The organism is Pseudomonas sp. LM13 (genome assembly GCF_041381355.1).
Taxonomy (GTDB): Bacteria; Pseudomonadota; Gammaproteobacteria; order Pseudomonadales; family Pseudomonadaceae; genus Stutzerimonas; species Stutzerimonas frequens.
Window position 1 is genome coordinate 103123 of the sequence record NZ_JACBXH010000005.1, and the last position, 13709, is coordinate 116831.

The 13709-nt window shown below is 65.1% G+C and carries 11 protein-coding genes; 2 read left to right on the plus strand and 9 right to left on the minus strand.

Translation table 11 applies throughout. The features are described from left to right. Positions 1–18: 18 nt before the first annotated feature. The 8 genes from HZR81_RS06290 to HZR81_RS06325 form a co-directional block, all read right to left on the minus strand. On the minus strand, positions 19–1188 hold the full coding sequence (locus HZR81_RS06290) for a YbfB/YjiJ family MFS transporter (RefSeq protein WP_125460428.1): 1170 nt from the start codon (positions 1186–1188) through the stop codon (positions 19–21). 98 nt (positions 1189–1286) lie between these two features. Beyond that, a complete protein-coding gene (locus tag HZR81_RS06295; RefSeq protein ID WP_500127617.1) occupies positions 1287–3113 on the minus strand; it encodes an SLC13 family permease in 1827 nt (608 codons plus the stop codon). A 5-nt stretch (positions 3114–3118) separates the two neighbouring features. Further along, positions 3119–3415, minus strand: a complete 297-nt coding sequence (locus HZR81_RS06300; RefSeq protein WP_500127618.1) for a winged helix-turn-helix domain-containing protein — start codon at positions 3413–3415, stop codon at positions 3119–3121. A gap of 57 nt (positions 3416–3472) precedes the next feature. Further along, positions 3473–4855, minus strand: coding sequence for a sodium:proton antiporter NhaD (nhaD, locus tag HZR81_RS06305; protein WP_500127619.1), 1383 nt, complete (start codon positions 4853–4855; stop codon positions 3473–3475). A 378-nt stretch (positions 4856–5233) separates the two neighbouring features. Continuing rightward, positions 5234–8068 carry a valine--tRNA ligase gene (locus HZR81_RS06310; protein WP_500127620.1) on the minus strand — a complete coding sequence of 945 codons (2835 nt, stop codon included), beginning with the start codon at positions 8066–8068 and terminating at the stop codon, positions 5234–5236. Positions 8069–8176: 108 nt separating this feature from the next. Further along, a complete protein-coding gene (locus HZR81_RS06315; protein ID WP_500127621.1) occupies positions 8177–8563 on the minus strand; it encodes a DNA polymerase III subunit chi in 387 nt (128 codons plus the stop codon). Between the two features lie 71 nt (positions 8564–8634). Continuing rightward, positions 8635–9054 (minus strand): DNA polymerase III subunit chi, encoded by a 420-nt coding sequence (locus HZR81_RS06320; RefSeq protein WP_500127622.1) that lies wholly within the window; start codon positions 9052–9054, stop codon positions 8635–8637. Between the two features lie 70 nt (positions 9055–9124). Continuing rightward, positions 9125–10612 (minus strand): leucyl aminopeptidase, encoded by a 1488-nt coding sequence (locus HZR81_RS06325; RefSeq protein WP_500127623.1) that lies wholly within the window; start codon positions 10610–10612, stop codon positions 9125–9127. A 252-nt stretch (positions 10613–10864) separates the two neighbouring features. Here HZR81_RS06325 and lptF point away from each other — a divergent pair, with 252 nt between their 5' ends. Next, on the plus strand, positions 10865–11986 hold the full coding sequence (gene lptF / locus HZR81_RS06330; protein ID WP_133456396.1) for an LPS export ABC transporter permease LptF: 1122 nt from the start codon (positions 10865–10867) through the stop codon (positions 11984–11986). Further along, the gene (gene lptG, locus HZR81_RS06335; protein ID WP_500127624.1) at positions 11979–13040 is read left to right on the plus strand and encodes an LPS export ABC transporter permease LptG; all 1062 of its coding nucleotides are present in this window, start codon (positions 11979–11981) and stop codon (positions 13038–13040) included. Before lptF ends, lptG begins: the two co-directional genes overlap by 8 nt. Before the next feature lie 78 nt (positions 13041–13118). Here lptG and HZR81_RS06340 read toward each other — a convergent pair whose 3' ends face one another. Further along, on the minus strand, positions 13119–13616 hold the full coding sequence (locus HZR81_RS06340; RefSeq protein ID WP_011914148.1) for an RDD family protein: 498 nt from the start codon (positions 13614–13616) through the stop codon (positions 13119–13121). Positions 13617–13709: the final 93 nt, after the last annotated feature.

Below are 13709 nucleotides of genomic sequence, written 5' to 3' on the forward strand. Positions count from 1 at the left end.
CACAACCGCCTCGGCTGGCTAGTGCCGGCGCGGCACCATCAGCATCCACAGCAGCCCCCAGAGTAGCGCGCCGGCGCCAAGCCAGAAGGCGCTGTGCAGGCTGCCGCCCATGCCCATCCAGATGCTGGTCAGCCAGGGCGCGGCGAGCTGGGTCAGGCCGTACAGCGCGATCAGTGCCGCCGACAGGCGCGGGCCCTGATGCGGCTGCAGCGCGCGGGCCAGGCGCTGGGTCAGCAGTACGGTGCCGAGGAAGGTACCGCCGACCAGCACCGCACACAGCAGGATGCCGACGGCACCCGGCAACAGCAGCGCGGCCAGCACGCCGAGCAGCTGGGTCAGATAGCTCAGGCGCAGGGCGATGTCGTCGCCCAGGCGCACACCCAGACGGTTCCACAGCCAGGGCGAGGGCAGGGTTGCCAGCGCCACCACCAGCCAGCTGCCGCCGATGAGAAAGTCGCCGGGCTCCACCTGCAGGCGCGCCACCATGGGCAGAAAGGTCATCGGCAGGATGTAGCCCATCCCGGCGCCGGCGTAGGAAAGAAACAGCGGCGTGCTGGCGCGGTCGAGCAGCTTGCCACTCGGCGCCGTCGCGGACGGGGCGGGTGCCTGCTCGGTTGGCAGGTCCAGCCGCGACAGCTGGCGCCAGCCCCACCAGGCCAGCGGTATCGACAGCAGCGCCGCCGGCCACCAGCGATCGGCGCCCAGCAGGTAGCCGTCGCTCAGGCTGACCAGCAGGCTGGACAGGATCAGGCCGACGCAAACCCCGAGGTAGACCAGCCCGCTGGCCGACACGCGTTGCTGGCGCGCCAGCCACTCGAGGATCAGCGAGGGCGCCTGGACGAACACCAGGCCATTGCTGATGCCGTTGGCCAGGCGCAACGCGGCGAGGGCATCGGCGGATTCGGCCTGGGTCTGCAGCAGGCTGCTGAGCACGTGCAACGCCAGTGCCCAGGGCAGGCTGCGGCGGATCTGCGCGACGCGGTGCCAGCGCACCGCGAGCAGCGCGCCGATCAGGTAACCGAGGTAGTTCCAGCTGGCGATGCTGGCGCCTTCCTGCACGCTCAGCAGGCCGTCTTCCACCAGCCAGGGCAGCAGCGGGGTGTATACGAAGCGGCCGAGGCCGTGGACGACCAGCAAGAGAATGGCACCGGCCAGCAGGACCGGAAACAGCGCGACGCGTTGAGGCATGGAGTTGTTCTTTTTCGAATGAGGCCCCGAGCTTAACGGCTGTGCCGCTTGCCCGCCATGCCACTTTGAGCGTCACGGTGCCCTGCGCGATGCCGCCCTCAGAGCGGAAACACCAGCGGTACCAGCAGCACTGCGACGATCATCACCAGCACGGTGAAGGGCACGCCGATGCGCACGAAGTCGCCGAAACGGTACTGCCCCGGGCCGAGCACCAGGGTGTTCACTGGCGAGGAGATCGGCGTCATGAAGGCGGCCGAGGCGGCGAGCGCGACGATCATGGCAAACGGGTAGGGCGAGGCACCCAGCTGTTCGGCGGTGGCCAGCGCCACCGGCGCCATCAGCACGGCGGTGGCGGTGTTGGAGATGAACAGGCCGATCAGTGCGGTGAGCAGGAACAGGCAGGCGAGCAGCGCGTGCGGCCCGGCATCGCCGAGCAGACCGACCAGCCCCGAGGTGGCGAGGGCGATGCCGCCGGTCTTCTGCAGCGCGAGGGCGAACGGCAGCATGCCGACGATCAGCACCAGGCTCTGCCAGTGGATCGCCTTGTAGGCGCTGTCCATGTCGATGCAGCGGAACAGGCCCATGACCAGACAGCCGATCAGCGCCGCCAGCACGTTGGGCACCAGGCCGCTGACCATCAGTGCGACCATCAGCGCCAGGCCGAGCAGGGCGAATGGCGCCTGGTTGGCTGCGGGCGCCACGTCGTCCACCTCCGCCGGCAGGCTCAGCACCAGGAAGTCGCGGCTCAGACCCTGCAAGCGGTGGATGTGCTTCCAGCTGCCGGCAACCAGCAGGGTGTCGGCCGGCTTGAGCTTCTCGTCCACCAGCAGCCCCTGCAGCGCCTCTCGATTGCGCCGCAGCCCGACGACGTTGAGCTTGTGCCGGCTGCGAAAACCCAGCTGCTGGATGGTCTTGCCCGGCAGGCGCGAGTCCGGTGGCAGCGCCACTTCCGCCAGGCCCAGCTCGCGGGCGTGGTCGGCATAGTAGGAGGTGCTCAGCTGCAGCGGCTCGAGACCGAGTTCGCGGTAGGCACCAAGCAGGCCGATGGCCGGGCTGGCCAGGTCCACCAGCAAGACGTCGCCGACGAACAGTTCGGTATTGCCGGTGGCGATCAGCAGCAGGTTGCGCAAACGTTCGTGGCGCTCAACCGCGATCACGTTGATACCGTACTCGCTGCGCAGCCGCAGGGCGTCCAGTGCCTGATTGGCCAGGATCGAGCCGGGCAGCACGCGCAGGCGTCGCTCGCGCTCGTCGAGCCGGTAATCTCGCGCGAGATCGGCCAGGGTGTGTCGCGGCTCCAGGGCGGGGCCGTGCTTGTCGGAGCCGAGCCAGCGACGTGCCAGCAGCATGTAGCCAATCCCGAGCAGCAGGATCGCCAGGCCGATGGGCGTGAAATCGAAGAAGGCGAAGCCGTCGAGCCCGGCGCGGCGCAGTTCGCTGTTGACCACCAGGTTCGGCGGCGTCGCCACCAGGGTCAGCATGCCGCTGATGAGGCCGGCAAAGGCCAGCGGCATCAGCAGGCGCCGCGGCGAGACCTTCATGCGGTTGGCGATACCCAGTACCACGGGAATGAAGATGGCCACCACACCGGTGGAACTCATCACCGAGCCGAGCCCGGCGACCGCCAGCATCAGCAGCACCAGCAGGCGCGTTTCGCTGCTGCCCGCGGCGCGCATCAGCCAGTCGCCCAGGCGGTAGGCGATGCCGGTGCGTACCAGGCCGTCGCCGATGACGAACAGTGCGGCGATCAGCACCACGCTCGGATCGCTGAAGCCGGCCAATGCCTCCTGCACGCTGAGCACGCCGGTCAGGGGCAGGGCGACCATGGCCAGCAGCGCGACCACGTCCATGCGCGGCCTGTTCAGCACGAACAGGCCGACGCAGCCGGCCAGCAGGGCGAGGACCAGAAGCAGATCGCCGTTCATGGCAATCAGGGGTAATCGAGGATGGCTTTGATCTGCGGCAGCTGGCGTTCGATCCAGCCCTTGTCGATGGCGCCCCAGCTGCGGATCACATAGTGCCCGGCGTTGTGGCGTTCGCCGTCGTCCTGGACGAAGACGCAGTCGATATCCAGGTCGGCCAGGGCGGCCAGGGTGTCCTGGGCGGTGCGGCGCGGCATACCGGTGGCTTCCATCAACGCCGGGACGCTGCAGGCGGTGCCGCTGTCGATCAGCCAGGCGACGTAGAGTCGACGGTAGAAGCTGGTTTTGGTCTTGCTGACGGTCATGGAAGGTCCCTGGCCAGGTCGTCTGTGGGGACAGCGACCTGGCCGGGCTCGCTACGTTCAGCGCAGGGCGAGCATGCCGATGTAGGTCGCGGCGCCCGCAGTGTAACCGAGGAAGGCCAGCAGGCTGACGTGCTTGATGTACCAGGTGAAGCTGATCTTCTCCATGCCCATCGCGGCGACACCCGCGGCCGAGCCGATGATCAGCGTGCTGCCGCCGGTGCCGGCGCAGTAGGCCAGCATTTCCCAGAAGTTGCCGTCGACGACGAACTGCGACATCCAGCCGAGTTCTTCTGCAGCGGTTGCCGCCAACATCTTCTCGCTGACCAGCGGGTACATCTTCATCGCACCAGCCACCAGCGGCACGTTATCGACCACGGCCGAGAGCAGGCCGATGGCGTAGTTGATCGCATAGATATGGCCCAGCGACTCGCGCAGCGCGGTGGCGACCTGGTTCAGGTGGCCGGCGGTGGCGAGGCTGGAAACCGCCAGCAGGATGCCGAGGAAGAACAGCACGCTGGGCGTGTCGACCTTGCGCAGTACGCCGACCACCGAGAGCGGGTGCTTGTCCTCGGCGTTCTTGTTGCGGTGGATGAATTCGGTAGTCACCCAGAGCACGCCGAGACCGAAGAGAATGCCCATGTACGGCGGCAGGTGGGTCACGGTCTTGAACACCGGCACGAACAGCAGGGCGGCGAGGCCGAGGCCCAGCACCAGGTTGCGCTCAAAGACCGTAGTGGTCGGCGGATGCTTCTCGGCCAGGTGGGCACGCGGCCGCGGCCGTGGCGCTTCGCCGCGCAGGGTGAAGCTGAGGATGATCAGTGGCACCAGCAGGCACACCAGGCTCGGCAGGAACAGTCCGCTGATCACGCCCGAGGCGGTGATCTGGCTGCCGATCCAGAGCATGGTGGTGGTCACGTCGCCGATCGGTGACCAGGCGCCGCCAGCGTTGGCAGCGATCACCACCACGCCGACGAACAGCCAGCGCTCAGGGCGGCCGCGGATCAGCTTGCGCAGCAGCGAGACCATGACAATGGTGGTGGTCAGGTTGTCCAGCGCCGCGGAGAGGAAGAAGGTGAGGAAACCGACGATCCACAGCAGGTGTACGCGCTTGCGGGTCTGGATGCGGTCGGTGATGGCCTTGAAGCCTTCGTGGGAGTCGATCAGCTCGACGATGGTCATCGCCCCGAGGAGGAAGAAGAGGATCTCCGAGACTTCGCCCAGGTGGTGACGCAGCGCCTCCACCACCACCGCCGACGAGTCGGCCGGGTCATGGCTGCCATGCTGCAGCAGCGGCAGGATGTGGTCGGCGCCCAGTACCAGAATGGTCCAGGTGAGCACGGCGGTAAGGATCGCCGCGGCGGCCTTGTCTATTTTCAGTGGATGTTCAAAGGCTATGCATAGATAGCCTATGACGAACACGACAGCCATGAGTGCATACATCGGAGGGACTCCATCTTAAGGAACCTTGCCGGGCATGCGGACGTGGCGACGCAGCCTCGGCGGCTGGCAGGGGCACGATTGGCTGTCACTGGTGAAACAAGTCGGGAACCGCGAAGGTGAGGCAGTCGCCTGCCACGGGAAAACGGTCGCGCGTCAGCGGAATGCATCAGGCATCACGCCTCGCTGCTGAGGGCTCATTTCATGTTGTCGAGCTGATCGTCTGGGCTTTAACGGCCTGCCAGTTTGTAAAGGGTGTTTCGTGTGCGACATAGTGTAACAGCCTTGCCGGTAATAACTTGTCATTAATCAAGATGACCTCCTTAAGCAAAAAGGCCAGCACCTTTCGGGCTGGCCTTTTCATTTTTGCCGCTTCGCGGATCAGAGCGAGGCGATCCGCTGGCGCTGCTCCAGCAGCCTGGCCTTGGCCTGTTCGGCCTCGGCCAGCTTGGCGCGCTCCTTGTCGATCACCTCGGCCGGCGCCTTGTCGACGAAGCCGGCGTTGGACAGCTTTCCGCCGACGCGCTTGACCTCACCGTCCAGTCGCGCGATCTCCTTGTCCAGACGCGCCAGCTCGGCATCCTTGTCGATCAGCCCGGCCATCGGCACGAGCACCTGCATGTCACCCACCAGCGCAATGGCCGATAGCGGTGCTTCTTCACCGTCGCCGAGCAGGCGCACGCTTTCCAGCTTGGCCAGTTTCTTCAGCAGCGGCTCGTTGTCCGCCAGGCGGCGCTGGTCGCTAGCCGAAGCGTTGCCGAGCACCACGTCGATACGCTTGGCCATGGAGATGTTCATCTCGCCGCGGATCTGCCGAATGCCCAGCATGAAGGCCTTGACCCACTCGATATCGCCTTCGGCGGCTTCGTCGATGCGCTCCGGGTTGAACTCCGGCCAGGGCTGCAGCATCAGCGTTGGGCCGGACTTGCCGGCCAGCGGCGCGACGCGCTGCCAGATTTCCTCGGTGATGAACGGCATGAACGGATGGGCCAGGCGCAGCGCCGTTTCCAGAACGCGCACCAAGGTGCGGCGGGTGCCGCGCTGGCGTTCGGCGCTGGCGGTCTCGTCCCACAGCAGCGGTTTGACCAGCTCCAGGTACCAGGCGCAGTACTCGTCCCAGATGAACTCGTAGAGTGCCTGCGCGGCCAGGTCGAAGCGGAAGGCCTCCAGCTGGCGGGTCACTTCGGCCTCGGTGCGCTGCAGCGCGGAGATGATCCAGCGGTCCACCGAGGACAATTCCACCGGTTCGTCGTTGGCGCCGGTGTCCTTGCCTTCGGTGTTCTCGAAGACGAAGTTGGCCGCGTTCCAGATCTTGTTGCAGAAGTTGCGGTAACCCTCGACGCGACCCATGTCGAACTTGATATCGCGACCGGTGGAAGCCAGCGAGCAGAATGTGAAGCGCAGGGCATCGGTGCCGTAGCTGGCGATGCCTTCGGGGAACTCGGCGCGGGTCTGCTTGGCGATCTTCTCGGCCAGCTTGGGCTGCATCATGCCGCTGGTGCGCTTGGTCAGCAGCTCGTCGAGGGTGATGCCGTCGACGATGTCCAGCGGGTCGAACACGTTGCCCTTGGACTTGGACATCTTCTGCCCCTGACCATCGCGGACCAGGCCGTGCACGTAGACGGTCTTGAACGGAATCTGCCCGGTCAGGTGGGTGGACAGCATGATCATCCGGGCGACCCAGAAGAAGATGATGTCGAAGCCGGTGACCAGCACGTCGGTGGGGTGGAAGGTCTTGAGGAACTCGGTCTGCTGCGGCCAGCCGAGGGTGGAGAAGGTCCACAGGCCGGAGCTGAACCAGGTGTCCAGCACATCCTCGTCCTGCCGCAGTTCGACGTTGTTGCAGAGGTTGTACTTGCTGCGCACCTCCACTTCGTCGCGACCGACGTAGACGTTGCCGGCTTCGTCGTACCAGGCCGGGATGCGGTGGCCCCACCAGAGCTGGCGGCTGATGCACCAGTCCTGGATGTCGCGCATCCAGCTGAAGTACATGTTTTCGTACTGCTTGGGCACGAACTGGATCTCGCCACTTTCCACGGCGGCGATGGCCTTCTCGGCCAGCGGCTTGGTAGAAACGTACCACTGGTCGGTCAGCCAGGGTTCGATGATGGTGCCCGAGCGGTCGCCGCGTGGCACTTTCAGCGCGTGGTCGTCGATCTTTTCCAGCAGGCTCATGGCGTCGAACTCGGCGACGATGGCCTTGCGCGCATCGAAGCGATCCATGTGCGCGTAGCCGTCCGGCAGGCTGCCGTCGATCTTGTCGTTCACCGAACCGTCGAGGTTGAACACCTGGGCACGGGCCAGGATGCAGGCATTCTGGTCGAAGATGTTGATCAGCGGCAGGTGGTGGCGCTTGCCGACTTCGTAGTCGTTGAAGTCATGCGCCGGGGTGATCTTCACGCAGCCGGTACCGAACTCGAGATCGACGTAATCGTCGGCCACGATGGGAATCAGGCGATTGACCAGCGGCAGCATGACGTGGCGGCCGATCAGGCTCTTGTAGCGCTCGTCCTCCGGGTGCACTGCGATGGCGGCGTCACCGAGCATGGTTTCCGGACGGGTAGTGGCGACCACCAGGTAGTCCAGGCCATCGGCGGTCTTGCAGCCATCGGCCAGCGGATAGCGCAGGTGCCAGAGGTGGCCCTTCTCGTCGTGGTTTTCCACTTCCAGGTCGGAAATGGCGGTGTGCAGCTTGGTATCCCAGTTGACCAGGCGCTTGCCGCGATAGATCAGGCCATCCTCGTGCAGGCGTACGAAGGCTTCCTTGACCGCCTCGGAGAGGCCGTCGTCCATGGTGAAGCGCTCGCGCGACCAGTCCACCGATGAGCCCAGGCGACGGATCTGCCGGGTAATGTTGCCGCCGGACTCTTCCTTCCACTGCCAGACCTTCTCGAGAAACTTCTCGCGTCCCAGGTCGTGACGGCTGGTGCCCTGCGCGGCCAGCTGGCGCTCGACCACCATCTGCGTGGCGATACCGGCATGGTCGGTGCCTGGTTGCCACAGGGTGTTGCGGCCTTGCATGCGGCGCCAGCGGATCAGCGCGTCCATGATCGCGTTGTTGAAGCCATGGCCCATATGCAGGCTGCCGGTGACGTTCGGCGGCGGAATCATGATGGTGTAGGGCTCGCCGGAGCCTTGCGGGGCGAAGTAGTTGTTCGATTCCCAGGTCTGGTACCAGGAAGTCTCGATGGCGTGCGGCTGGTAGGTCTTGTCCATGCGGCGGGACCCTTAAAACGGCTGGTCGGAAAAACGGGCAAGTATAAAGGCAAACGGCCGCGAGATTTCGCGGCCGTGCGGATTAACTCTGCATTGGCGCGGGATGGCTCAGGGGCGGGGCGGGGGTGTACGCACCAGCCGGTCGATCCGGCTTTCCAGGCGGCGCTTGAGCTCGGCTTCGATCTGCGGCACGAAGTCGTCGATCACTTCCTGCAGGATCAGGGTCGCGGCGGTGCGCAACTCGTGATCGATATGCCGCTCGGCCAGCGAGCGGAAGGCGCTGCGCACGCTGGTTTCCCGCGACTCGTCGTCGCTGGGGGTGGTGGCTGCGATGGCCGGTCCGGGTTCTACGATATCGGAGAGCAGCGGAATGCTATCGGGATCCACGGGGGCGCCTGTTGCGGCGGTGTCGGGGAAATCGTCGCCGAGCAGCGCGCGAATGGATTCGAGATCGCTCAGCAGTTCGGCGGGTTTGTTCGGGGCTTTCGGTGTCATCTGCGTGGTTCCGGGCTGGTGCATCCCGGCTGTTTGCCAGGGGGTATCCCTTGCTATCTAAATTGGAGCGGCTAGAGCTCAACCCTTTGTGGATCATAGCCCTGGCGCCGATACAGGCGAAAATTCTCCCGGCAGGCGGTCAGCAGCTGCGGCTCCTGGTTGACGATCTCGATGACCCGACTGAAGCGGTCGATATGTGACGAGAGTGTCGGTGCCAGGTTGATCAGCAGGCCCTGGGCGGTCGGTGGTTCCTGTTCGAGCCCGATGACCACTGGCGCCTGCACCTCCTCGGCGTACGGCTCGTGCGGGATGAACCGTTCCGCGCGAAAGCTCCAGAGCAGCTCGTCGAGCCGGGTCGACTGTTCTTCGTCGCTGCAACGGACGAACACCTGCAGGCCATGCTGCCAGCCCTTGGCCGCCAGCTGGCAGGCGGCGCGCAGCCGCCCGAGCGGGTTGTCGTCCGGCAGTACGTAGAACTCGATGCGTGTCATGGACGTGCGCCCGCCGGCCCGGCGAGCGCGGGGCCGTGCCGGCCGCTGTCGCGCGCGGTGATCGGGCTCATCAGTTGATCCGGTCCAGCAGGTACTGGGTCAGCAGGGGCACGGGGCGGCCAGTCGCGCCTTTTTCCTTGCCGCCACTGGTCCAGGCGGTGCCGGCGATATCCAGGTGGGCCCAGGGGTACTTCTTGGTGAAGCGCGAGAGGAAGCAGGCGGCAGTGATGGTGCCGGCCTTGGGTCCACCGATATTGGCGATATCGGCGAAGGGGCTGTCCAGCTGCTCCTGATACTCGTCGAACAGCGGCAATTGCCAGGCGCGGTCGGCGGCGCTCTCGCCTGCCTGCAGCAGCTGCTGGATGAGCTCGTCGTTGTTGCCCAGCAGGCCCGAGGTGTTGCTGCCCAGCGCGACGATGCAGGCGCCGGTCAGGGTGGCCACGTCGACCACGGCGCGCGGCTCGAAGCGCTCGGCGTAGGTCAGGGTGTCGCACAGCACCAGTCGGCCTTCGGCATCGGTGTTGAGGATTTCAACGGTCTGGCCGCTCATGGTGGTGACGATGTCACCCGGGCGAGTCGCGCCGCCGCTGGGCATGTTCTCGGCGCAGGCCAGCAGGCAGACCAGATTGATCGGCAACTGCAGTTCGAGCACGGCCTTGAGCGTACCGAGCACGCTGGCGGCGCCGCCCATGTCGTACTTCATCTCGTCCATGCCCAGGCCCGGCTTGAGGCTGATGCCGCCGGTGTCGAAGGTAATGCCCTTGCCGACCAGTGCGTAGGGCTTATCGCCCTTCTTGCCGCCGTTGTACTGCAGAACGATGATGCAGCCCGGCTGGTCGCTGCCCTGTGATACCGCGAGGAACGCGCCGGCGCCGAGTTCGCGCAGTTTCTTCTCGTCCAGCACATCGAGCTTGACACCCTTGTAGGCCTTGCTCAGCTGCCGGGCCTGATCGGCGAGGAAGGTCGGGTGGCAGACGTTCGGCGGCAGGTTGCCCAGGTCGCGGGTGAAGGCCATGCCGGTGGCGATCGCCGAGGCCTCGCGGGCGGCGCGCTCGACACCGGCCTGTTCGGCCTTGTCGCAGAGCAGGATGATCTTCTGCAGTGCGCGCGGTTCGGCCTTCTTGCTCTTGAATTGGTCGAATACGTACTGGCCGTCGGCAACGATCTCCACCAGCAGGCGCGTGCGGGCATAGCTGTCGCGCCCCTTGACCTGCACGTCCTGCATGGCGAAAGCGGCATCGCCACCACCCAGATTCTTGATGACAGCCAGCGCTGCATTGACCACTTTGCGCCATTGGCGGCTGTCGAGTTCATCCGCCTTGCCGGTGCCGACCAGCAGCACCCGCTCGGCCTTGAGGCCGGGCAGGCCGTGCAGCAGCAGCGTCTGTCCCGACTTGCCCTGGATGTCGCCCCGCTTGAGCGCAGTGCTGAGCGCGCCAGCGCTGGCGCTGTCCACGCTCTGTGCGACGCTGCCGAGCAGGCAGTTCTCGCCGAGCGGCAGGATCAGGGTGGCGGTCTTCTGGGTGGAGGCTTTGGCGCTTTTGACAACAAATTCCATGACGTGGTGTCCCCAAGACAAAGAGTCGGGTTTGCAGGATAATGCCGGGCTTATTTTCCGGTGGTTCGCCTGTTCGGTCGTTGTAAGCGACTGCGCTAGGCTAGAAACGTTGCAATCACCTGAGCTTGTCAGTGATCGCGCCGACGCGACTTGCGCGCCATTATCAATTCCAACGGTCTGCTGCGGCGGGCCGGCAACTGGCGGCTAGTTTGAGCGTTGCCGCCAGAGCCTGACAACCCTGGAGTGTCTGGTTTGATCGTCTTTCGTTACCTGTCCCGAGAGCTGCTGATCACCATGAGCGCGGTCAGTGCCGTGCTGCTGGTGATCATCATGAGCGGCCGCTTCATCAAGTATCTGGCCCAGGCTGCGCAGGGGGTGCTCGATCCGGGCGTGCTGCTGCTGATCATGGGCTTCCGCCTGCCGGGCTTTCTGCAGTTGATCCTGCCGCTGGGGCTGTTCCTCGGCATCCTGCTGGCCTACGGGCGCCTCTATCTGGAAAGCGAAATGACCGTGCTTTCGGCTACCGGCATGAGCCAGCGCCGGCTGCTGGTCTACAGCTTGGCGCCGGCTGCGCTGGTCGCCGCGCTGGTCGGTTGGCTGAGTCTGGGCCTGGCGCCGCAGGGGATCGCCGAGGTCGAGCGCATTCTCAGCCAGCAGGATTCGCTGACCGAGTTCGACACCCTCGTTCCGGGGCGTTTCCAGACCCTGCGCGACGGTTCGCGCGTGACTTATACCCGTGAGCTGTCGGCCGACCGCAGCGAACTGGGCGGGGTGTTCATTTCCGAGACCAATGTTTCACGCCAGACCGGCAAGGAAAGCGGGCTGTCCGTGCTCGTTGCCGAAAGCGGGCGTCAGGAAATTCAACCGGACGGTAGTCGTTATCTGATCCTGGAAAATGGCTACCGCTATGACGGTAACCCGGGGCAGGCGGATTACCGGGCGATCCAGTACGACACCTATGGTGTGTTGCTGCCAAAGCCGGAGGTGAGCATGGAGCTGAGCGAGCGCGAGGCCATGCCGACCCACGAGTTGCTCGGCAGCGACAACATCAGGCACAGAACCGAGCTGCAATGGCGGCTGTCATTGCCGCTGCTGGTGTTCGTCGTCACCGTGCTCGCCGTGCCGCTGGCCAAGGTCAACCCGCGGCAGGGGCGCTTCCTCAAGCTACTGCCGGCCATCCTGTTGTACATGACCTATCTCGCGTTGCTGATCGCGGTGCGCGGCGCGCTGGACAAGGGTCGCCTGCCCATGGCGCTGGGCTTGTGGTGGGTGCACGGGCTGTTCCTGGCGATCGGCCTGCTGATGCTGTTCTGGGAGCCGATCAGGCTGCGAATGAAGAAGCGCCACGCGCAGCTGGAGGTGGCTCGTGGTTAAGCTCGATCGCTACATCGGTATCCATGTCTTTCTCGCCATCCTCACGGTGCTCGGCATCATCGTTGGGTTGGCGCTGCTGTTCGCGTTCATCGACGAGCTGGGTGACGTCCAGGGCAGCTACGGTCTGGGTGACGCTCTGCAATACGTCCTGCTGACCTCGCCGCGCCGGCTGTACGAAATGCTGCCGATGGCGGCGCTGATCGGCTGCCTGATCGGTCTCGGCACGCTGGCCAGCAGTAGTGAGCTGACCATCATGCGCGCCGCCGGGGTTTCCCTGGGACGCATCGTGTTATCGGTGATGAAGCCAATGCTCGTCCTGCTCGTCGCCGGAATCCTCATCGGCGAGTATGTCGCGCCGCTGAGCGAAGACATCGCCCAGGCCAGACGGTCCCTGGCGCAGGGGGCAGGTGAGGCGCAGAGCAGCAAGCGTGGGCTGTGGCATCGTCAGGAAAACGAGTTCGTGCACGTCAACGCGGTGCAGCCCGGCGGTGTGCTGGTGGGCGTCACGCGTTACCGCTTCGACGAAGAGCGTCGCCTGCTATCGTCCAGTTTCGCGCGCCGCGCCAGCTACCAGGGCGACCATTGGCGGCTCGAGAACATCGCCATCACCCACTTCCGCGGTGATCACACCGAAGTCATGCGCGCGCCAGAGGAGCGCTGGGACGTCCAGCTGACGCCGCAGCTGCTCGGCACCGTGGTGATGGAGCCGGAGGCGCTGTCGATCACCGGCTTGTGGCGCTATATCCACTATCTGGGCGAGCAGGGGCTGAACAACAGCCGTTACTGGCTGGCTTTCTGGACCAAGGTTTTACAGCCGGCGGTCACCGTTGCGCTGGTGCTGCTGGCGATTTCCTTCATCTTCGGACCGCTGCGTTCGGTGACGCTGGGGCAGCGGATCTTCACCGGCGTGGTCGTCGGCTTCGTGTTCCGCATCATTCAGGATCTGCTGGGGCCGGCGAGCCAGGTGTTCGGTTTCTCGCCGCTGCTGGCGGTGGTGTTGCCGGCCTGTGTCTGTGCGCTGATCGGCGCCTGGTTGCTGAGGCGCGCCGGCTGAGGCTATGCCGTCGCGCATGGCGGTCGCGATGGATTGAGGGGCAAGCGCCCGGGCGTGAGAGATGGCCGGGCGCTGCGATTATTTCTTGTGGATGTTCTTCGGCAGTTGCACCGCCTGGCTCTCGGAGTAGATGTCGTGCCAGGTGCGCTTCTGCTTGTCGATCAGCATCCACCAATAACCCATTCCCAGGCACAGCAGCGAGACGATCGCGATGAGGAAGCGCAGCAGCGCCTGCCACAGATCGATGGCGCGTCCGTCGCTGTTCTGGATACGGATGCCCCAGACCTGCATGCCCAGTGTCTGACCGTTGTGGGTCCAGAACTTGGCGAAGAAGCCGAACAGGCTGAACAGCAGTAGCGTCGAAAGCAGGGGGTCGATGTCCAGGCGGCCGGCCTCGGCGAGCATCTTCAGCTGTTCACTGCCATACAGCAGGCGCAGCAGCACCTGTTGATAGAACAGGGTCACCACCATCATCAGGGCGATGCAGAGCAGGCTGTCATAGAACATTGCTGCCAGTCGTCGCATCAGACCGGCGGCGGGGAATTGGCCCTGCGGGCTCAGCAGATGTCGGCGCATTGCGTGTCTCGATCAAGTGGAAGGCGGGGCATTCTACGGAATTGCGCGCATAAAAAAGCCCCTGATGTTGCCATCAGGGGCTTTTCGGAGAGA